General features: G+C 72.5%; 16 protein-coding genes. 8 read left to right on the forward strand and 8 right to left on the reverse strand.

All coding sequences use genetic code 11. From position 1 onward, the window contains the following. Positions 1–11 precede the first annotated feature (11 nt). A complete protein-coding gene (locus AB0B58_RS29105; protein ID WP_360229977.1) occupies positions 12–2117 on the forward strand; it encodes a 3-hydroxyacyl-CoA dehydrogenase NAD-binding domain-containing protein in 2106 nt (701 codons plus the stop codon). Between the two features lie 126 nt (positions 2118–2243). Here the strand turns inward: AB0B58_RS29105 and AB0B58_RS29110 are convergent, their stop codons facing one another. Then, complete coding sequence (locus tag AB0B58_RS29110) at positions 2244–3149, reverse strand: formylglycine-generating enzyme family protein (RefSeq protein ID WP_360230015.1); 906 nt, start codon at positions 3147–3149, stop codon at positions 2244–2246. A 198-nt stretch (positions 3150–3347) separates the two neighbouring features. Here AB0B58_RS29110 and AB0B58_RS29115 point away from each other — a divergent pair, with 198 nt between their 5' ends. Then, positions 3348–4742 carry an acyl-CoA synthetase gene (locus AB0B58_RS29115; RefSeq protein WP_360229979.1) on the forward strand — a complete coding sequence of 465 codons (1395 nt, stop codon included), beginning with the start codon at positions 3348–3350 and terminating at the stop codon, positions 4740–4742. Between the two features lie 7 nt (positions 4743–4749). Here the strand turns inward: AB0B58_RS29115 and AB0B58_RS29120 are convergent, their stop codons facing one another. The 3 genes from AB0B58_RS29120 to AB0B58_RS29130 all read right to left on the reverse strand — a co-directional run bounded on the left by AB0B58_RS29120 (position 4750) and on the right by AB0B58_RS29130 (position 7890). Continuing rightward, a complete protein-coding gene (locus tag AB0B58_RS29120; RefSeq protein ID WP_360229981.1) occupies positions 4750–5514 on the reverse strand; it encodes a hypothetical protein in 765 nt (254 codons plus the stop codon). Positions 5515–5751: 237 nt separating this feature from the next. Then, a complete protein-coding gene (locus AB0B58_RS29125) occupies positions 5752–6573 on the reverse strand; it encodes an SAM-dependent methyltransferase (RefSeq protein WP_360229983.1) in 822 nt (273 codons plus the stop codon). A gap of 111 nt (positions 6574–6684) precedes the next feature. Beyond that, entirely contained in the window at positions 6685–7890 is a 1206-nt protein-coding gene (locus tag AB0B58_RS29130) for a cytochrome P450 (protein ID WP_360229985.1), read from the reverse strand. 204 nt (positions 7891–8094) lie between these two features. Here AB0B58_RS29130 and AB0B58_RS29135 point away from each other — a divergent pair, with 204 nt between their 5' ends. Further along, the gene (locus AB0B58_RS29135) at positions 8095–8844 is read left to right on the forward strand and encodes a laminin G domain-containing protein (RefSeq protein ID WP_360229987.1); all 750 of its coding nucleotides are present in this window, start codon (positions 8095–8097) and stop codon (positions 8842–8844) included. A 2-nt stretch (positions 8845–8846) separates the two neighbouring features. On the opposite strand, the gene AB0B58_RS29140 is transcribed toward AB0B58_RS29135, so the two are convergent. Then, on the reverse strand, positions 8847–9044 hold the full coding sequence (locus tag AB0B58_RS29140) for a hypothetical protein (RefSeq protein WP_360229989.1): 198 nt from the start codon (positions 9042–9044) through the stop codon (positions 8847–8849). A gap of 67 nt (positions 9045–9111) precedes the next feature. Next, positions 9112–11328 (reverse strand): MMPL family transporter, encoded by a 2217-nt coding sequence (locus AB0B58_RS29145; protein WP_360229991.1) that lies wholly within the window; start codon positions 11326–11328, stop codon positions 9112–9114. Positions 11329–11638: 310 nt separating this feature from the next. On the opposite strand from AB0B58_RS29145, the gene AB0B58_RS29150 reads away from it, so the two are divergent. From AB0B58_RS29150 to AB0B58_RS29170, 5 genes are all read left to right on the forward strand, one after another. Next, a complete protein-coding gene (locus tag AB0B58_RS29150) occupies positions 11639–12658 on the forward strand; it encodes an SMP-30/gluconolactonase/LRE family protein (protein ID WP_360229993.1) in 1020 nt (339 codons plus the stop codon). A 132-nt stretch (positions 12659–12790) separates the two neighbouring features. Next, a complete protein-coding gene (locus AB0B58_RS29155) occupies positions 12791–13732 on the forward strand; it encodes a hypothetical protein (protein ID WP_360229995.1) in 942 nt (313 codons plus the stop codon). Next, positions 13729–14910: a serine hydrolase gene (locus tag AB0B58_RS29160; protein WP_360229997.1), complete on the forward strand. Its 1182-nt coding sequence runs from the start codon at positions 13729–13731 to the stop codon at positions 14908–14910. Before AB0B58_RS29155 ends, AB0B58_RS29160 begins: the two co-directional genes overlap by 4 nt. A 78-nt stretch (positions 14911–14988) precedes the next feature. Next, positions 14989–16104 carry an alpha/beta fold hydrolase gene (locus AB0B58_RS29165; protein ID WP_360229999.1) on the forward strand — a complete coding sequence of 372 codons (1116 nt, stop codon included), beginning with the start codon at positions 14989–14991 and terminating at the stop codon, positions 16102–16104. 225 nt (positions 16105–16329) lie between these two features. Continuing rightward, positions 16330–16665, forward strand: coding sequence for a hypothetical protein (locus AB0B58_RS29170; RefSeq protein WP_360230001.1), 336 nt, complete (start codon positions 16330–16332; stop codon positions 16663–16665). Positions 16666–16675: 10 nt separating this feature from the next. Here AB0B58_RS29170 and AB0B58_RS29175 read toward each other — a convergent pair whose 3' ends face one another. Then, positions 16676–17209: a hypothetical protein gene (locus AB0B58_RS29175; RefSeq protein WP_360230003.1), complete on the reverse strand. Its 534-nt coding sequence runs from the start codon at positions 17207–17209 to the stop codon at positions 16676–16678. A 64-nt stretch (positions 17210–17273) separates the two neighbouring features. Next, on the reverse strand, positions 17274–19826 hold the full coding sequence (locus tag AB0B58_RS29180) for a M14 family zinc carboxypeptidase (protein ID WP_360230005.1): 2553 nt from the start codon (positions 19824–19826) through the stop codon (positions 17274–17276). Between the last annotated feature and the right edge of the window lie 492 nt (positions 19827–20318).

Raw genomic sequence — 20318 nt, forward strand, 5'->3', positions numbered from 1 at the left:
GAGACACTGTCATGACCGCCACGATCGCGTATCACCGCGACCCGGACGGCGTCGTCACGCTCACCCTCGACGACCCCGATCAGTCCGCGAACACCATGAACCGCGCGTACGCGGCCTCGATGACCGCGGCCGTCGACCGGCTGGAGTCCGAACGCGACTCCGTCACCGGTGTCATCGTCACGAGCGCGAAGCAGACGTTCTTCGCCGGCGGCGACCTGCCCGAGATGATCAACGTGACGCCCGCGGACGCCCCCGCGGTCACCGCGCTGCTCGCCACCATCAAGGGCGACCTGCGCCGGCTGGAGACCCTGGGCCGCCCGGTGGTCGCGGCGATCAACGGCTCCGCGCTCGGCGGCGGCCTCGAGATCGCGCTGGCCTGCCACCACCGCGTCGCCCTCGACGCCGGCGGCTCGCGGCTGGGCTTCCCGGAGGTCACCCTCGGCCTGCTGCCGGGCGCGGGCGGCGTCACCCGGACCGTACGGATGATGGGCCTGGCCACGGCCCTGACCACCGTCCTGCTGACCGGGCGGCAGTTCCGTCCCGCCGACGCCCTCACGGCCGGGCTCGTCGACGCGGTCGTGGCCACCCCCGGCGAACTGCTCGCCGCGGCCCGCGCCTGGATCGCCGAGCACCCGGACGCGGCCCAGCCGTGGGACCGGCCCGGCTACCGGATGCCCGGCGGCACGCCCGCGAGCCCGTCGCTGGCCGCGCAGTTGCCGGCGTTCCCCGCGAACCTGCGCAAGCAGCTCAAGGGCAACCGGATGCCGGCACCCGAGGCGATCCTGGCCGCCGCGGTCGAGGGCGCGCAGGTCGACGTCGACACCGCGCTCACGATCGAGACCCGGCACCTGGTCACCCTGCTCACCGGCCAGGTCGCCAAGAACATGATCGGCGCGTTCTTCTTCGACCTGAAGACCGTCAACGGGGGTGCGGGCCGGCCGGACGTCGAGGTCGCCCCGACGACCCGGGTGGCGGTGCTCGGCGCGGGGATGATGGGCGCCGGTATCGCGTACGCGTGCGCCCGGGCCGGCCTCGACGTCGTGCTCAAGGACGTCACCGAGGAGGCGGCCGCGCGCGGCCGCGCCCACGCGGAGAAGCTGGTCAGCCGGCTCGCCCCGGAACGGGCCGCCGCGGTCCTGGCGCGGATCACGACCACCGCGGACGTGGCCGCGCTGGCGGGCTGCGACGCGGTCATCGAGGCGGTCTTCGAGGACCCCGAGCTCAAGCGCGCGGTGTTCGCCGAGATCGAGCCGGTGCTGGCGCCGGGCGCCCTGCTCGCGTCCAACACCTCGACGCTGCCGATCACCGGCCTGGCGGCGGGCGTCGCCCGGCCGGCGGACTTCATCGGCATGCACTTCTTCTCCCCGGTCGAGAAGATGCCGCTGCTGGAGATCGTGGTCGGCGGGCAGACCGGCGACGCGGCCCTGGCCCGCGCCTTCGACCTGGGCCGGCGGCTCGGCAAGACCCCGATCGTGGTCAACGACGGCCGCGGCTTCTTCACCAGCCGGGTGATCGGCCGCTTCCTGGACGAGGCGATCGGCATGCTGGCCGACGGCGTCCCGGCGCCGTCGATCGAGCAGGCGGCGCTGCAGGCGGGCTATCCGACCGGCCCGCTGGCGCTGGCCGACGAGGTCTCGCTGACCCTGATGAGGCGCATCCGCCGCCAGTTCGAGGCGGCGCAGGGCGCCGACTTCGTCGCCCTGCCGTCGCACGGCGTCGTCGACCTGCTGGACGGCCTCGGCCGCTCGGGCCGGGCGGCGGGCCGCGGCTTCTACGACTACGAGAACGGCCGGCGCGGCCGGCTCTGGAGCGGCCTGGCCGAGATGGCGACCGACGAGGGCCGCGCGGTACCCCTCGCCGACCTGCAGGAGAGGCTGCTGTTCGCCGAGTCGCTGGACGCACTGCGCTGCCTCGACGAGGGTGTGCTGCGCTCGGAGCCGGACGGCGACATCGGCTCGCTGCTCGGCATCGGCTTCCCGGCCTGGACGGGCGGGGTGCTGCGCTACGTCCGGCAGTATCCGGGAGGACCGGCGGGTTTCGCGGCCCGCGCGTGCGAGCTGGCCAAGCTCTACGGCGACCGCTTCACCCCGCCGGCCTCGGTGACCGCGGCGCGATAGGCGGGCGCCGCGTTCCGCGCGGCCCTGCCATCATCGTCGCCGCGGCCGGCCCTCACCGGCCGCGGCGGCGTGCACCGGCCTACCCGGGCCGGGCCGGCACCCGCCGTGACACGGTCGCCGTCGCCGCTAGCGCCTGACGATGCAGCGGAAGCCGAGGTGGGACGTGCCCGTGTCGATGGTCTGGGGCATCCGCGCGGCCGGGCGGTAGCGGCGGCAGTAGTTCGGCGCGCACAGATGCGAGCCGCCCTTCATCACCCTGCGGGGGATGCGGACGTGTGGCAGCCCGGGGTCGTGACTCCGCTCCCGGTCCCCGCCCCGCGGGCTCTCGCCGGTGCAGCAGGAGTGCGAGGACTCCGCATGGGACCGGTACCAGTCCGTGGTCCACTCCCAGACGTTGCCGATCATGTCCATCAGCCCATAGCCGTTCGGCGCGAACATGCCCACCGGCGCGGTCCCCTCGTACCCGTCCTGTTTGAGGTTCCGGACCGGGAAGTCGCCCTGCCAGGTGTTGGCCATCCAGACGCCGCCCGGGGTGAACTCGTCGCCCCACGCGAACTCGGCGCCGTCCAGCCCGCCGCGGGCGGCGAACTCCCACTCGGCCTCGGTCGGCAGCTCCTTTCCGGCCCACCGCGCGTACGCCTCGACGTCGTCCCAGGCGACGTGCACCACCGGGTGGTCCGGCCGCTTCCTGATCGAGCTGCCCGGCCCCTGCGGGTGCCGCCAGTCGGCACCGGGCACGTAGCTCCACCAGTTGTAGTGGTCGCGCAGGTCGACGGGGTGCGCCGGGGACCGGAACACGGTCGACGCCGGCACCAGCAGTTCCGGTTTCGCGCCGGGATAGTCGGCCGGGTCCGGTGCCTGCTCGGCGACGGTCACGTAGCCGGTCCTGGCGACGAAGCGGGCGAACTGGCGGTTGGTGACCGTGGTCCGGTCGATCCAGAAGCCGTCGACGCCGACCCGGTGTGCGGGCGCCTCCTCCGGATAGTGGTGGTCGGAGCCCATCAGGAACGTCCCGCCGGGTATCCAGACCATGCCGGGCGCGGGCGGGCGCCCGGCATCGGCCACGGCCGCGGCTTCTACTGACTCGGCCACCAAGGCCGCCTCCTAGATGTCCGGGGTTCACGGGCTACCTTCATCTGCCCGCCGCGGGCGAGCCTCATCCTCAGAGGATGATCCGGTGCGAGGCCGCGCGGTGCACGCCGGCATGCGCGCCGGGCGTAGCCTCGCGTCATGCGACTGATCGCCGGTCTGACCCGGCCCACGATGTCCGGCGGCGAGGCGATCCGGATCGGCACCCAGACGCTCTCCGCCGAACGGCTGCTCGCCACGGCGACGGCCGTCGCGGACGACGTCGCGGGCGCGCCGGTCGTCGCGGTGCACGCGACCGCGACCGCCGAGACGGTGGTGGCGATGGTCGGCGCGCTGCTCGGCGGCGCCGCCGTGGTGCCGCTGCCGCCCGACTCGGGTGAGGCGGAGACGGCACACATCCTGCGCGACTCCGGCGCCGAGCTGCTGCTCGCCGGCGCCGGCCACCGGCCGGCCGCCCTGCGCACGGTGCCGATCGACCTGCAACGCACCTCCGCCGGCAGCTATCCGGCGCCGCCGCCGGAGGCGACCGCACTGATCATGTACACCAGCGGGACCACCGGGGCGCCGAAGGGCGCGGTGCTCTCGCACCGGGCCGTCGAGGCCGGCCTCGACGCGCTCGCGGACGCCTGGGCCTGGCACCCCGACGACGTGCTCGTGCACGGCCTGCCCCTGTTCCACGTGCACGGGCTGGTGCTGGGCGTGTTCGGGGCCCTGCGGGTCGGCAACCGGCTGCGGCACACCGGACGGCCGAGCCCCGAGGCGTACGCGGCGGCGGGCGGGAGCCTCTACTTCGGCGTGCCGACGGTCTGGTCCCGGATCTGCGCACAGCCCGCGGCCGCCGCCCGGCTGTCCGGCGCGCGGCTGCTGGTGTCCGGCAGCGCGGCCCTGCCGGTACCGGTGTTCGAGCGGATGCGGGAACTCACGGGTCACCAGCCGGTGGAGCGGTACGGCATGACCGAGACCCTGATAACGGTGAGTAACCGGTCCGACGACCCCGATCGGCGTCCGGGGCAGGTCGGCACCGCGGTCGCGGGCGCCGGCACGCGCGTGGTCGACGAGGGTCGGGAGGTTCCGGCCGACGGCGAGTCCATCGGCGAGCTGTGGGTACGCGGCCCGATGCTGTTCGACGGCTACCTCGGCCAGAGCGAGGTCACCGCCCGGTCGTTGGGCGCCGACGGCTGGTTCCGCACCGGCGACATCGCCTGCGTCGCGCCGGACGGCCGGCACCGGATCGTCGGCCGCCGCTCGACCGACATGATCAAGAGCGGCGGCTACCGGATCGGCGCCGGCGAGGTCGAGGACGCGCTGCTCGCCCACCCGGGGGTACGGGAGGCCGCGGTGATCGGCACGCCGCACGACGACCTCGGCGAGCAGGTCACCGCGTACGTGGTGGGTGACGCGGTGAGCGCCGACGAGCTGATCGGTTTCGTCGCGCGCACGCTGTCGGCGCACAAGCGGCCCCGGGAGATCCGCTTCGTGCCGGAGCTGCCCCGAAACGCGATGGGAAAGGTCCAGAAGCGGCTGCTCTCCCGGTAGCGGTCGCCTACTCCTCCGCCTCGGGCTCCTCCCGGGCCTCAGCCTCAGCCTCGGGCTGGGGCTCGGTCACCGCTTCCTGGCGAAGCGCCGGAGCGGGCTCGTCGGTGCTCACCGTGCCGTGGCGACCCGGGCGGGAGTCCTCGGGGTTCTCCAGCTCGCCGGTCACCTGGGGCTGGTCGACCCAGAGCGCCCGCAGCTGGCCCTGCATGAACGAGGTGAGCCGGCCGCGGTACTCGCGGTCGAACTGCTCCAGCGCCTCGATCTGCTCCTGCAGCGCCTCGCGCTTGTTGCCGAGGCTGCCCACGACGTCGTCGTAGCGCTGCTGCGCCTGCACCCGCAGGTGCTCGGAGTTCGCCCGCGCCTCCGCGGCGATCCCGTCGGCCCGCGCCTGGGCCTCCGCGACGATCTTGTCGGCGTGGCGCTGCGCCTCCTCGGCGGCGGCCCGGGCCTCCCGCGCGTTCTGCTCCGAGGCCGCGCGGGCGTCGAAGAGCACCTTGTCCGCCTCGCGGCGCACGTTGTGCGCATGGATCTGCGCGTCCCGGGCGATCTGCTCGGCGGCGGCCAGCGCGTCCGTGCGTATCTTGTCGGCCTCCTGGTGCGCGGTGGCGACGTGCTCCTCGGCGGTGCGCTGGGCCATCGTGAGCACCTGCAGCGCCTGGTTCGGCAGGCCGGGCATCGGCGTGGCGGAAACCAGCGCGTGCTCCGAGGTTGCCCCGTCGGGCGACGTACCCAGCATCACTTTCACACGGTCCTTCATCCGATTGTCAGTCACAGGAGACCTCCGTTGGTACGGGTCGCCGCGGTGACTTCACGCCGACGGGATGTGGGTCCCGAGGCGTTCGGATGCACCGGCGATGTTGCTGACAGCCCGGCGTTCCCACCGAGCCCTGGCCACGATCCGCGGCATGTTACCAACCTGAACAGGCGATACGCGAGAGCTGTTCGGGGCAACGGATGCAGAGTCGGCCGATCGTGTCAAGTTCGCCGGCGCGGGAGCGGGACACGCGCCTTAAGGCTTGCGGGCGACCGCACCGAACTCGTCGACCTCGCGCAGGTCCTCCAGGGCGGCGTGTGCGCGGGGGCGCCAGCGGGCGCACGGGACCAGCCCCGGCTCGACGACCTCGAGCCCGGTGAGGAAGGTCGACAACTCCTCGGGCGTGCGCAGGTGGTACGAGAGTGGCGCGTTGGCGTTCCACACCCCGATGGCCTCCTCGAAGGCCTCCTTGTCGAGCACGTTGGTGCCGTCCGCGGTGACGAGGTAGCTGCCGGAGGGCAGGGCACCGACGAGGCGCGCCACGATCGACTGCGCCTCCGCCAGGTCGGAGACGTGGCCGAGGATGTTCATCAGGATCAGCCCGACCGGCTTCGAGAAGTCCAGCGTGGTACGCCCGGCCAGTTCGAGGATCTTGCCGGGGTCGTGCAGGTCGGCGTCGAGGTACTCGGTGGCGCCCTGCGGGGTGCCGGTCAGCAGCGCCCGGGCGTGCGCGAGGACCATGGGATCGTTGTCGACGTACACGATCCGGGCCTCGGGGGCCGCGGCCTGCGCGACCTGGTGGGTGTTGTCCACCGTCGGCAGGCCGGTGCCGATGTCGAGGAACTGCCGGACGCCGCACTCGGCGGCCAGGAACGTGACGGCCCGCGTCAGGAAGCCGCGCGAGCTGCGGGCCACCACCGTGATGTCGGGGTAGAGATCGGCGAACTGGTCGCCGACCTGGCGATCGGACTGGAAGTTGTCCTTGCCACCGAGCCAGTAGTTCCACACCCGGGCGGAGTGCGGCACCAGCTGGTCGATCTTCGCCACCGTGGCCTCGACGTCGTCTTCGCTGTTCATTGGGGCCGACTCCTCGTCACCGGGTGCTTCGTCGTACCGAACGGCTACCGACTCTACGGCACGGCGCCGCGCCGTCTCTGCACAGTGGACGGTCGACGGACCCGGGCACGATCACCACGTCACCGGAAGGGCGCGCAGACCCCGGACCAGCAGGCCGGACTTCCACTCCAGCTCCTTCTCGTCGACCGCGAGTGCCAGCGCGGGCGCGCGGCCGAGCAGCGTCTGCAGCGCAACCTGCAGCTCCATCCGGGCGAGCTGCGCGCCGATGCACTGGTGCACGCCGTGCCCGAAGCCGAAGTGCGGGTTGGCGCCGCGGGTGATGTCGAGGGCGTCCGGGTCCGCGAAGACCGCGCCGTCACGGTTCGCCGACGACAGCGCGCCGATCACCGGGTCGCCGGCGCGGATCCGCACCCCGCCGAGGGTCAGGTCCTCGGTGGCGTACCGGGCGAACGCCGCCGCGCCCAGCGGCACGTAGCGCAGCAGCTCCTCCACCGCCGCGGGTACCAGATCGGGGCGCGAGCGCAGCAGCGCGAGCTGCCCGGGGTTGGTGAGCAGCACGTAGACGAAGTTGGAGATCTGGGTGACCGTGGTCTCGTGGCCGGCGGCGAGCAGCCCGGCGGCGAGCTCGACCATCTCCGGCTCGCTGAGCCGGTCGTCGCCGGTGTCGCGGGCCTGCACCAGCGCGCCGATCAGGTCGCCGGTCGGCGCGTTGCGGCGCTGCGCGATCAGTCCCGCCAGGTAGGCGTGCAGGCTGCCCAGGTGTTCCATGACCCGGTCGGGCGGCAGCGACGTGGTCCAGACGGTCGCCTCGGACCAGGTGCCGAACAGACCCTGGTCGGCGTCGGGCACGCCGAACAGGCGGCAGATCACCCGTACCGCCAGCGGGGTGGAGAAGGCCCCGACCAGGTCGACCGGCGGCCCGGCCGCGGCCATGGCGTCGACGAGGTCGTTCGCGATCTCGGCGGTGGCGGGGCGCAGCTGCTCCACCCGGCGCGCGGTCAGGGCCTTGCCGGCCAGGCGCCGCAGCCGGCTGTGCGCGGGCGGATCCATCGCGAGGATGCCGGTGCCGACCCGCTGCGGGGTGGTGCGGGGCTCGTCGCGCACGACGCCGGCGGCGCGGCTGAACCGGGGGTCGCCGAGCACCGTCCTGACGTCGGCGTGACGGGTGGCGAGCCAGGCCTCCTCGCCGAACGGGAGCCGGACCCGGGTGATCGGTTCCTGCGTGCGCAGCCGCGCGTAGAGGGGGTCGAGATTGAGCCGGTCGGGAACGCCGAACGGATAGGACCGCGCCGTGCCGGACTGCCTGGTGTCTGCCATCGCCGCGCTCCCACCGGACTCTGAGCAACACAGAAGACACGGATAGTAGTGGCACCCGACCCTACGCAACACCCATCAATCCATATCTGTCGAATAATCATCGCGAATTCGTCCGCCCGTCCGGGCGATTCGTTATTCAATATGACCTTTGCCTGAACGATGCTGATTAGCATGATCTGATCTGCTTCGAAGGATGGGGTAACCGTGAAGAGTCGGCGCTCGTTGACCGTCGCGATGGCGGCGGTATCCGTGTTGGTGGGTACGGCGCCGACGGCTGACGCCGCCCGGAACCGGCCGGTGACCGCCGCGAACCGCCCGGCGGCCACGTGGAGCCGCCCGGTGGCCATGTGGAACATGAATGAGTGGTCCGGTTCCCGGACCATGGTGGACAGCAGCGGAAACCGGCTCAACGGCCGGATCGGCCTCGAGGTCGGCACGGGCATCCAGGTGCTGGGCGCGACCGGCTACCGATTCGACCGCCTGGAGCCCGACTCCCCGCCGACGCACCCCGGGCACCTGGTGACCGTCGGCGACTCCGCCAACCTGGATCCGGGCAACCGCGACTTCACCATGACGGTCCGGCTCCGCACCACGCACAAGTTCGGCAACATCGTCCAGAAGGGCCAGGCGACGGTCAGCGGCGGCAACTTCAAGATGCAGATCCCCGGTGGCATCGCGGAGTGCCTGTTCCGCGGCTCGTTCGACTCGGTCCTGGTGCGCTCGCCGACCCGGCTGAACGACGGCCGCTGGCACACGGTGCGCTGCAACCGCAACGGATCCGGGCTGACGATGACGGTCGACGGAACGGTCGTGGCGCGCAAGGCCGGCTGGACCGGCACGATCGCGAACTCGTGGCCGGTCACGATCGGCGGGAAGGCCGACTGCGACCAGATCGACGTCGGCTGCGACTACTACGCCGGCGACCTCGACTACATCCAGCTCGAGGCCGGCTAGGGTCACCCGCGGACGAAAACGCTGAACGCCACGTCGCTGCCGTCGCGCCGGGCCCAGCCCGCCGGGAACGACCGGACCAGCGACCCCGTCACGTGCTCGGGCAGCGTCGACACCACCACCCGCCCGGCCCGGTTGACCACCGTGGCCGGGCGCCCGCAGGCCCGCAGCGCCGGCAGCAGGAGCCGCTCGGCCCGGGCCACGTAGAAGTCCGACCCACCACGCGGCCGCCCCCGGGAACGTTCCCGGGGGCGGCCGTGGCCGGGCCGGTCAGCCGGCGCGGACCAGCTCCGGCTCCGGCATGCGGTCCCCGGCGCCGGGTACGCCCGGCGCGGCGTGCCGGCCGCGGCCCCGCAGGAAGCGCGGCGCCCACCAGTTCGCCGGGCCGAGCAGCGTCATCAGCGACGGCAGCACCACCGCCCGGATGATCGTCGCGTCGAGCAGGATCGCCGCGGCCAGGCCGACGCCGAGCTGCTTCATGTCGATAGTGCTCAGCGTGGCGAAGATCGAGAAGACCGCCACCATGACGATCGCGGCGCTGCTCACCACGCCGGCCGAGCCGGTGATGCCCTCGGCGACGGCCTGGCGGTTCGGCACGCCCCGCAGCACCGCCTCGCGGATCCGACTCACCACGAACACGTGGTAGTCCATGGACAGGCCGAACAGGACCACGAACAGGAACAGCGGCAGCCAGGTGACGATCGCGCCCATCGAGGTGAAGCCGAGCAGCCCCTCGGCCCAGGTGTGCTGGAAGACCAGGACCAGCAGGCCGTACGCGGCGGCGGCCGAGAGCAGGTTGAGCAGGATCGAGGTGAGCGCGACGACCACCGAGCGGAAGGTCCAGGCCATCACCAGGAACGTCAGCACCAGTACGAACAGGACGACGACCGGCAGCTTGCGCCAGATGTGCGCCGCGTAGTCCTCGCTCGCGGCGACGTCGCCGCCGACCGCGTAGGAGACGCCCGGTATGCCGGCCAGCGCGGCCGGCACCTCGTCGCGCAGCCGGTGCAGGGACCGGCCGGCCTCGTCGCTGCGCGAGGAGAACGGCGTGGCGATCGACAGGACGCTCACCCGCCGGTCGGGCGACACCTCGATCTCCGGTCCGGACTTCTCGACGGGCGCGAACAGCGGGTCGCCCCCGACGCGGGTGGCCAGGCCGCTCAGGGCCGCCCCGACGGCGGCGGCCTGCGCCGCGGGCGCCTGCACGGCGACGAGGTGGCTGGTGCCGTTGCTCGGGTACGCGGCGGCCAGCCGGTCGTAGGCCTGCATCGCCGGGGTGGTCCGGGGCAGGTCCTCGGTGCCGGGGAACTTGAGCTGCATGCCCAGCGCCGGTGCGGCCAGGGCGAGCAGCAGCCCGACGCTCACCAGCAGCGTCGGCAGCGGCCGGCGCAGCGCAGGGCGCAGCACGAACGGCCAGAACCATCCGGGGCCGGTGCGGCGGGCGGTGAGGCGCCACAGCAACGGGACGCGCGGCCGGTCCACCCAGCGCCCGAGCTTGGCTAGCAGGGCCGGCAGGACCGTGAGGGATCCGATCACCGCGACGGCGACGACGAGGATCGAGCCGACCGCGAGGGACGAGAAGATGGCGTCGCCCGCGAGGAAGAGGCCCGACATCGCGATGACGACCGCCGTACCGGAGACGACGACCGCGTGGCCGGAGGTCTCCGCCGCGATCTCCACGGCGTCGACGTGCCCGCGGCCCTTGGCGCGTTCCTCGCGTTCCCGCCGGACGTAGAAGAGCGAGTAGTCGATGCCGACGGCCATGCCGATGAGCAGGATGACGCTGCTGGTCGAGTCGCTGGCCGGCACCAGATGCGAGGCCAGGGTGGAGAGACCGATGGCGGCGGCCACGGACGAGAGCGCCAGCAGCACCGGCACGCCGGCGGCGATCAGCGCGCCGAACGCGATGATCAGGATGGCCAGGGTGACCGGCAGGCTGAGCAGCTCCGCGCGCTTGAAGTCGGCGCCGAGGGTGTCGTCGAGGGCCTTGCCGATCGACGGGCCGCCGACCTGCTCCACCCGCAGCGCGGGGTGCGCGGTCTGCACCTGGGCGGTGGCCGCGCGCAGCGGTTCGACGCGGTCGGACGCCGTGCCGGGGTCGCCGCTCATGGTGACCGGGAGCAGCAGCGCGGAGCCGTCGCGTGCCGGCACCGGGTCGCCGACCCCCGCCACCCCGGGCACGCCGCGCAGCCGCGTCGCCGCGTCCGTCGCGGCGGCCTTCGCGGCCGCGGAGTCGAGGGGTCCGGTCCTGGAGGTGATCAGGACGTTGTCGATCGCCGGCTCGTCGCCGAACGCGCCGTTCTCGATCAGCACGGAGGCCCGCCCGGATTCGCCGACCGCCATGTCCTCGGCGGTGGCCTCCTGCAGACCCGCGGCGTTGCCGCCGACGAAGCACACCGCCACGAAGACCACCCACAGCGCGAGTGCGCGCCACGGGTGTTCGGCGCTCCATCTCGCCACGCGTACGGTCACCGGTCGCCTGCCCATCACGGGCCTCCTACGGTCGCTGGTTTCTGGGTCGGACCTGAACGTAGGCAGCGCCCGGGCTGTGAACATCCGGGCTGTACCCGCGTGGACCCCTGATCCCGACGCCGGCGGACGGCGGACGGATAGGCGACAGCGGTATGCGGCAAAACGCACGTACCCGGCGCCGGCCCGGCGGGGCACCGGACATTCGGGGCGCGGGCCCCGACATTGCGATCAGGGTTTCCCCCGTCTTCTCCCCCGGGGAGCGGCCCGGGCGGCGCCACCGTCCGCCGATCATTGACGCCGGGGCGGGACAGGACAAAATGGTCGGATGACGATTCCGCGCCCGCCCGCGCCGTGGCTCATCCGGCCCGTGAAGCTGCCGGCCACCACCCCGCCGCCGCTCACCGGTGCGTGGGCGCCGGCGGACACCCGCCTCGACGACGTCGAGCTGCTGGCGGTGCCCGGTCACGGCCCGGAGGACGTGGCGGTCGGCCCCGAGGGCCACGTCTACTCCGGTACGGAGGACGGGCGCGTCTGGCGCTGGCAGCCCGACGCGCACGCCGGAGCCCAGCCCGAACTGCTCGCCGACACCGGCGGCCGGCCGCTGGGCATCGAGGTCGATCCGCGCGACGGCAGCCTGATCGTCTGCGACGCCTACCGGGGCCTGCTGCGGATCACCGGCGACGGCACCGTCACCGACCTGGCGCACCGGGCCGGCGACAGCCGCATCCTGCTGTGCAACAACGCCGCCGTCGCGGCCGACGGCGTCGTCTACTTCACCGACAGCTCGAACCGTTTCCCGGTCTCGCACTGGCGTCGCGACCTGCTGGAACACCGGCCCAACGGCCGCGTACTCGCCTACGACCCCGGTACCGGCCGCACGGCCGTGGTGGCCGAGGGCTTCCACTTCCCCAACGGGGTGGCTCTCACGCCGGACGAGGACGCGCTGCTCGTGTGCGAGACGGTGTCGCACCGGCTGGTGCGCCTCTCGCTGCCGGGCGGCGCCGTCCGGGACCTCGGCGACCTGCCCGCGTACCCGGACAACATGTCCTCGGTCGGCGACGGCACATATTGGATCGCGCTGGCCAGCCCGCGGGTCGCGATCGCCGAGAGGCTGCTGCCCCATCCGCACCTGCGGCGGATCGCGGCGGTGCTGCCGACCCGCCTGCAGCCCCAGCCGCTGCCGTACACGATCGCCGCCCTGGTCGACTCCGACGGCACCGTGCTGCGCACGTTGCACGGCCCGGCCGGCCGGTACGTGATGACGACCGGCGTCCGCCAGCATGGCGACACGCTCTGGCTCGGCAGCCTCACCGAGCGTGCGATCGCCCGCACATCGCTCGAATAAATGTCATCTCTCCGTCATAGCTTGCTCACTCGACGTCACAATTTCGCCCCTCGGCCAATTCACGAGGCCTAGACTCCGAGTACTACGCACGTGCGCACTTGAATCGGCCCCGAATCGGGCAACAATCGACTCATGACGTACGGCAAGAAGGATCTGCCCTTCCCCTATGATCAGGACTTTTCTGGCATCGTCACGCGGGTCAAGGGCATCCGGGAGGCGACCCGGGTCGCGCTCGTCAACTCGCCGAAGGTGGCCTCGTACCTCAAGGCGGGCGCCAACCTGATCGAGCAGCACTTCGGTGGCGACGACGCCGCCACGGCCGCCGCCGCCGAGAGCGGTCGTAAGCCGTACTGGTCCGGCATCCGCTTCCTCAGCGAGCGCGCGCTGTCGCGCGAGATGGAGAACCTGGAGCCGCCCTTCCTGCGCCAGAAGGGTGACGGGCCCTACCGCTCCACCTGGGCCTGCCACGACGACTACCTCAACGACCTGCTGGCCTTCCTCTTCCACGACATGAACTACGACCCGCAGTACAACGCGGAGTTCGAGACCCGGGGCACCTGGCTGATAGCCGACGGTTCCTTCACCGACGCGCTCGACCGGGCCATCTACCACGAACTGCAGGCGATCTGCCGCATGCCGCTGTTCCGGCTGCAGCTGCTGATGGTCGCCACCGCGCACCGCAACGACGGCATTCACGACGCGATCTCCAGCAACTACGACGGCGCCCTGGACCCGTGGAAGAAGATCTACGAGCAGACGATCGCGGCCCGCGGCTTCCAGCTGCGCAAGGGCGTGACCCTCGACCAGTTCGCCAACATGCTCGCCGCGATCACCGAGGGCTTCGCCATCCGCAATCTCGGCGATCCGAGCTCCGGCGTCGCCGGCGACGGGCCCGCGGGCAACCTGGCCGGCCTGGCCGTGATCGCCATCCTCAACAGCTGTCTGGAGCCGGCGGGCGCGCCCAGCGGCAAGACGCTCCGCGAGGCGTTCGAGGAGATCTCGGCGAGAGCGCGCCCGGCCGACCGCGACACGGAGGGCGAACACACCACAGACGAATTCGGGGGACCGACATGACGAGCACGACCGCACGACACGCGGTGGTGACCGCCGCGGAGCCCTCGTGGTGGGGCCGGCAGGGCGACCTGATCATGCGTCGGCCGTTCAACGAGTGGACGTTCACCCACATGAACTGGCTGATGCCGACCGAGCGCGTGGCACGCGGCGGCCCGCACCGCCCGCTGCCGCTGAGCCCCGACCCGCTGGACCTGACCTACCGCTTCGCCGACGCCGACCACACGCTGAGCGACCTGCACCGCCGCACGTTCACGACGGCGTTCGTCGTCCTGCACCACGGCGAGATCGTGCACGAGGCCTACCCCGGCGCGTTCGCCGGGCCGCGCACCCGCATGCAGCTGTTCAGCATCTCCAAGTCGGTGACCTCGATGCTGGTCGGCATCGCCCTGGCCGACGGCGCCATCGGCAGCATCAAGGACCGGGTCACCGACTACCGTCCCGACTTCCTCGGCACGGCATACGAGGAGACCACCCTGGCCGAGCTGCTCGACATGACCAGCGGCGTCGGCGACCCCGAGATGTGGGACGTGCCGGGCAGCGGCATCAAGCGCTTCGAGCAGGCCATCCTGGGCGGCGGCGACGTCGCCCAGGTGATCCGCTCGGCGACGCGCACGGCCGCGCCCGGCGAGCGCTTCAACTACTCGACGTTCGACGCACAGATCCTCGGCTGGGTGCTCGAGGCCGCGACCGGGACCACGCTGGCGGAGTACGCCGCCAAGCGCCTGTGGCGCTTCATCGGCGCCGACCGCGACGCCTACTACTGGCTCACCCGGGCGCACCCGCGCACGGCCATCGGCGCCGGCTCGTTCAACGCCACCGCGCGCGACGTCGCCCGCCTCGGCCTGCTCATGGCGAACGACGGGGTCGCCGACGGCATCCAGATCGTGCCCCGCGAGTGGGTCCGCCGCAGCCGCGGCAGCGACCTGCCCCAGGTCGCGGTCGGCTCGCTCGGCCCGAGCGGCTACCCGCACTACGGCTACTCCAACCAGTGGTGGACGCTGGGCGACAGCGCCTTCCAGGCCTTCACCGGGCTCGGCGTGCACGGCCAGTACCTCTTCGTCGACCCGAGCGCCGACATCGTGATCGTCAAGTGCAGCGCCTGGCCCACCCAGGACGACGAACGCCGCGATCTCGAGACCATCACCGCACTGCGGCGCATCGCCGATCATTTCGCCTGACCTGTTTTTTCACTCCATTTCGTCATTCCTTCCGGGCTGCCCCGTGCCCGAGAAACCCAGCCCTGAAAGGGACCGATAGTGAACTCTGCCCTGCTCAAATGGGTGGCCGCCATTAATGTCGCACTCGTCTGCGCCGCAATTCTCCTTTTCGTCGGCGGCCCGGCCGCCGCGGCCATCGCACCCGGCACCGTCCTCGTCGCCGGCACGGCGACCCTGCCGGCGGAGCTGTCGCCGCTGGCGACCGGCAAGCGCATCGCGTACACGACCACCGCCCTGGGCGGCGGAACGGCCACCGCCACCGGCCTGGTTCTGACGCCGAAGAACAACAGGAAGAACAAGACCGTGGTGTGGGGTCACGGCACGACCGGGCTGGCCGACAAGTGCGCGCCGTCGGCCAGCCAGGCCGTGTTCTGGCCCGAGGCGCGGGCGGCGATCGCGGCCCTGCTGGGCAAGGGCTGGACCGTCACGGCACCCGACTACCCGGGCCTGGGCACGCCGGGAGCACACCCGTACCTGGTCGGGCTGAGCGAGGCCCGCGCGATGATCGACAGCGTCAAGGCGGCGCGCAACCTCGACAGCAAGCTCACCACGCAGTACGCGGTCGACGGCCACTCGCAGGGCGGGCAGGGTGCCCTCTTCGCCGGCCAGATCGCCCCCGCCTACGACGGCGCCCTGGTGCTCAAGGGCGTGTCGGCGATCGCACCGGTGTCCAACGTGCAGATCTTCGCCCCGCTGATCCCGGGCACCCCGGGCCAGGGCTACCTGGTGATGGGCCTGTACGGGCTCAACGCCGTCAACCCGTCCTTCGACCCGAACTCCGTGCTGGCGGCGCCGGCCAAGCAGCGGACGGGTGTGCTGCAGAGCGGCTGCCTCTACGAGATCCTCGCCGCCTACGAGACCCTGACGGCGGAGGAGCTGCTGGTCGACGGCGCGTTGCCGCAGCCGGTGGTCGACCAGCTCGCCGCCAACGACGACCCGGCGCAGAGCGCGCCGACCGCGCCCGTCCTGCTGATCCAAGGCACCGACGACGAGGCCGTGCCGTACGGCCTCACCGCGGGACCGCTGCTGGACCAGCTCACCGGCTACCAGACCCAGCCCGTGGACTTCGTGGCGGTCGACGGGGCGAACCACGACCAGGCCGTCTTCGCCACGACCGGCCAGGTCGCCAACTGGATCGCCGCCCGCTTCGCCTGACGGCGAACCCGGAACCGACGGCACCCCGCGCGATCCACCCCCGTGCGGGGTGCCGTCACGACACGAGAACCCTGACCACACAGTGAGGCACGATCGATGAACTACACAGTGCGACCCCCCGCCTGTTCATTCGCCGCCCGTACCGGTGCACCGAGGGCTTCACGCCATCCCCGCAGGTGCGCGCGCACGACAATCGTCCGCTCCCCCGCGCCGCCGGTGCTCGACATGTCCGTGCCGGAGTTGACGGCCCTGGCCCGCGGCAACGACCCGCATCGCGCCCGGGCCCTGCTCGAGCTGATCCGCCGGGCCCGCACGGACGACGCCGCGACCGACGCGCTCGGCGAGCTGAGCCGCCTGCCGTCGCTCCGCGAGGACCGGATGTTCCACCTGGTCTCGCTGGCCTGGGCGGCGATCATCGGCCTGCTCGCCGCCGCGACCGAACGCTCCTGGGCGACCGCACACGCCGCCTTCGCCGACCTCGATCCCAACGACCGCGTGGCGCTGCTCAGCTACCTCGAGAGCACGACCGACGTCACCGGCGGCTCCGGCTCCCGCTCCTGATGAGCGCCCGTCAGCGAAGCAGCGACATCAGGGCGGCGACTACGGCCTGGAGGTCGCCGAGGGCGGGCAGGCCGTACGGGTCGTTCGAGCCGCTGCCGGCCATCGCGACGAGGAAGCCGCCGCAGACGCAGAGCAGCATCACGAGACTCACCACGAGCAGCACGATCGAGACGGCCATGCCGGGGTACTTCTGCGGCGGCGCGCCGAGCGCCCCGGCCATGAACGCGATCATCGGCGCCCGGTACTCGAGCTCGACGGTCTGCCCCGGGTGCACCGTCACGCCCAGGTCCGCGACGCCGATCCGGGGCGGGAGCAGGTACGGCACGTGCACGTGCAGGTGGTACTGGCCCGGCTGCACGGGCAGGACCGTGCGCGTCCAGCCGCCCTGTACCTGGTGTCCGTTGATCTCCACCCGCGGCTTGAAGAGCCCGAGCAGGAACGCGATCGGGTGGTACTTCAGCGTCAGCGCGATCGCGCCGCCGCCGTTGCCCTGCGGCGGGTGACCGGGCTGCTGCGGCTGGCCCCAGGGCTGCTGCTCATACATGACGATGTTCCTCCCGTGCGCGGGCTCGAAGAATAGCGTCCCGCGCACGGTGCGCGATCGGCGCCTACGACGCCGACCAGTAGAGGGCCCGGGCGAACTCGGCGTAGAGGCCCTTCGGATGCGCCCGGAACAGCGGCTCGGTGCCGAAGACGACCGCCCTGCCGCCCCTGGCCGTGGCGCCCGAGATCACCGCCGCCTGGTCCGCGGCCTGGCCCGGGCCGCCGGCGCCCGGCGCGGTCGGCAGCCAGTGCCCGGCGATCAGCGGTACGGCGTCGTAGCGCTGCTCCACCGTGAAGCCGGTGCCGGTGAACCAGATCGGCGAGTAGACGAAGGAGTGCGGCGGCGACCCGGCGCCGACGACCGCCCCGGTGTTGCGCACCGCGACGACCCCGTTGGCGTCGCCGCGGCCGGTCACCGCGGTCGCGGGCAGCAGCCCGGCCGCCGCGTTGAAGGCCGCGCCGGTCCGGCCCCGGGTGACCACGCCGCCGCGCGCGAGCAACTCGTCGACCTCGGCCTTGCCGGCCGCGTTGAGCTGGGCGTACGAGAGCCCCGAGGAGACCACGAGGGTGTCGACGTCGGACAGCTCCGCGCCCGCGTTGAGCAGGTCGGTCGAGACGGTGCGCACCTCGAAGCCCATCTCGCGCAGCGCGAACAGCTCGTCGGCCGAGACCGCGGCCGCGATCACCGGCGCCGTGAACGGGGTGCCCGTTGATCCGCGGGCCGCGGCGGTGAACCGTACGCCGTACCGGTCCGCCACGACCTCGGCCTCGCGGCGCGCACCGGCCGGCACCAGGACGGTGTCCGCGTCGGCGCGGCGCAGCTCGACGCCGAGGTCGAGCAGCGCGTTGACGGCGCGCACGTCGGCGCCGTCGCGCATGGTCAGGGCCAGGTCGCGGCCGCGAGCCGCGGAGACGGCGCCGGTCGGCGACGCCACCTTGACCCCGGTGGTGGCGACCCGTGGCAGGGCCGTGGCGCTGATGTCGACCGAGGCGCCCCAGAGCAGTCGGTGGCTCCAGCCGGAGATGTCGTACATCTGCGGTACCAGGGCCGAGATGTCCCGGCCCGCCTCGAGCAGCACGTTGGCCAGGCCGCGCTTGGGCTGGTGCATGTCGACGATGTACGAGCCCGCGCGGTAGGCGCGGCCGCCGAGGGCGAAGCCGCGGCGGGCCCTGCTCACCCGTACGTCGTGTGCGACCAGATGGTCGACCAGCCGGGCCGCGGCGGCCGGGGAACGCTGGGCGCCGCCGGCCGGGATGACGTACGCGCGCGGGAACACCGTCGAGTAGCGGTCCTCGGGGCCGAATCCCGCCACGAAGCCGTCCGGGATCCGCGGCGACGGCGCGCCCGCCCAGCCGCGGCGGAACTGCTCGATCTGGCCGGCGAGCAGGGCGGCGCGGTTGGCGTCGGCGTAGGTGAGCGCGGCCTCGATGGTCGCCGCGGCGACGTCGGTGTTCACCGAGGAGCGGCGGCGTAGCTCCTCGACCGGCAGCGTCTCGTACGCCTCGTGGTTGACCTGCAGGGGGATCTCCACCGTGTGCCCGACGGCGCCCTGGTAGATCGCGTACATCGGGGTGAAGACCGGCGGCCAGTCGTCCCAGTCCCCCGGCTCGTAGTCGCGGAACGGGATGTCGGCCCGCGCGGTCTCGGGGTGGCCGAGCCGCTGGATCGCGGCCTCCATGCCCTCGGCGTTCGGCAGCGCGTGCCTGATGTACAGGTCGTACTCGTAGTTCTGGCCGTGCGGCGGGGTCGCCGGCTCGATCAGGGTCGTGCCGGTGTAGCCGTGCTCGTCGAGCATCACGAACGGCTGGGTCGCGATCACCACGTCGCGCACGGCCCGGGACTCCGGCTGCGAGCTGGTCGCGTGGTCGCGGTTGATGTCGAAACCGGCGCCGTTGGCGCGGGTCCCGGCGATCCGCCCGTCCGGGTTGTTGGTCACGGTCACGTACACCCGGGTGCGGCTGAGCATGCGCCGGGTGGCGGAGTCGGTGGCGGCGGCGAGCCGTTCGATGACGCGCATGGCGCCGTCGGTGCCCTCCCACTCGTCGCCGTGGATGTTTGCGTTGATCCACACCGGGGTCTTGTAGCCGCGCCGAAGGGCCCGGTCACGCCGGGCGGCGCCCGGGTCGTCCTCGATCAGCGCACGCCAGCGGTCCTGGCGGGCCGCCTCGGCGGCGGACTCCGGTGCGGTCACCGTGACCAGGTACAGGTCGCGGCCCAGGGCGGAGTGACCGACCACCTCGGCGGAGACCCGGTCGGAGGCCGCCTGCAGCGCGTTCAACCGGGGCGCGATCGCGTGGTACGGAAGGAGTCCGAGCTTGATCGACTTGTCCGCGGGGTTCTCGGGGTAGACGCGCAGGTCGGTGTGCCGCGGGTAGCCCTGGCGCTTCGGCGTCCAGCGGCTGTCGGGCGGCGCGCCCAGCGGCGCGGACCTCGCGGACTCGGCGCTCGCCTCGGGTGCGGTCGCGGCGATCTCGTTGCGCTCGGGACCGTTGCCGAAGTCCCTCGTCGAGGGTGCGCCCGGCGGGGGGTCGGCGGGTGCGGCCGACGCCGGGTTCGAGACGAGCGCGGCGGCGAGCAGCACCGCGCCGAAGCCGGTCAGAGTCCGCGACAGATCCACAAGCACCTCCGTTGGCGTGACCCCGACCCTCTCGTGTAGACCCGTCGGCGCGCAACGATCCGCGCCGGTCTCGGGCATATCATTCTGCCCATTCCACCGATATCGAAGAGGGCCGTCGCGGCGGCCCGCGTGCCGGTACCCGCAGGTCAGCACGCGGCCGGACGCCCGGAACCCGCCCGCGGCGCCTCGGTTAACACTTATTGCACTCTGGTTAAACTCTCGCCGCGGCATTGACCACTGTGTCGAGACGCACCAATCTATGGCGGCGACTCGGCGGCTGTGCCGTACTCAGCCATCGAACCACCCCCACCTCAAGCTTTCACGCCGCACGCCTTCACCCTGCGAGGGAACCACCCCATGAGATATCGGCTTACCGCGGCCGTCGCCGTCCTCACGTTGAGCATCGCCGGTTGCGGCGGCGCCTCCTCCGACGCCGGCACCGACGACAAACCCGCCGCCGGCAGCAAAGGCACCGTGAAAATCGCCATCAAC

It is taken from the genome of Actinoplanes sp. NPDC049118 (assembly GCF_040648555.1).
Classification (GTDB): Bacteria; Actinomycetota; Actinomycetes; order Mycobacteriales; family Micromonosporaceae; genus Actinoplanes.

Coding starts and splice junctions, on each gene's coding strand:
- AB0B58_RS29105 (WP_360229977.1), top strand. CDS start 12: ATGACCGCCACGATCGCGTATCACCGCGACCCGGACGGCGTCGTCACG.
- AB0B58_RS29110 (WP_360230015.1), bottom strand. CDS start 3,149: ATGGTCTGGATACCCGGCGGGACGTTCCTGATGGGCTCCGACCACCAC.
- AB0B58_RS29115 (WP_360229979.1), top strand. CDS start 3,348: ATGCGACTGATCGCCGGTCTGACCCGGCCCACGATGTCCGGCGGCGAG.
- AB0B58_RS29125 (WP_360229983.1), bottom strand. CDS start 6,573: ATGAACAGCGAAGACGACGTCGAGGCCACGGTGGCGAAGATCGACCAG.
- AB0B58_RS29130 (WP_360229985.1), bottom strand. CDS start 7,890: ATGGCAGACACCAGGCAGTCCGGCACGGCGCGGTCCTATCCGTTCGGC.
- AB0B58_RS29145 (WP_360229991.1), bottom strand. CDS start 11,328: ATGGGCAGGCGACCGGTGACCGTACGCGTGGCGAGATGGAGCGCCGAA.
- AB0B58_RS29150 (WP_360229993.1), top strand. CDS start 11,639: ATGACGATTCCGCGCCCGCCCGCGCCGTGGCTCATCCGGCCCGTGAAG.
- AB0B58_RS29155 (WP_360229995.1), top strand. CDS start 12,791: ATGACGTACGGCAAGAAGGATCTGCCCTTCCCCTATGATCAGGACTTT.
- AB0B58_RS29160 (WP_360229997.1), top strand. CDS start 13,729: ATGACGAGCACGACCGCACGACACGCGGTGGTGACCGCCGCGGAGCCC.
- AB0B58_RS29170 (WP_360230001.1), top strand. CDS start 16,330: ATGTCCGTGCCGGAGTTGACGGCCCTGGCCCGCGGCAACGACCCGCAT.
- AB0B58_RS29175 (WP_360230003.1), bottom strand. CDS start 17,209: ATGTATGAGCAGCAGCCCTGGGGCCAGCCGCAGCAGCCCGGTCACCCG.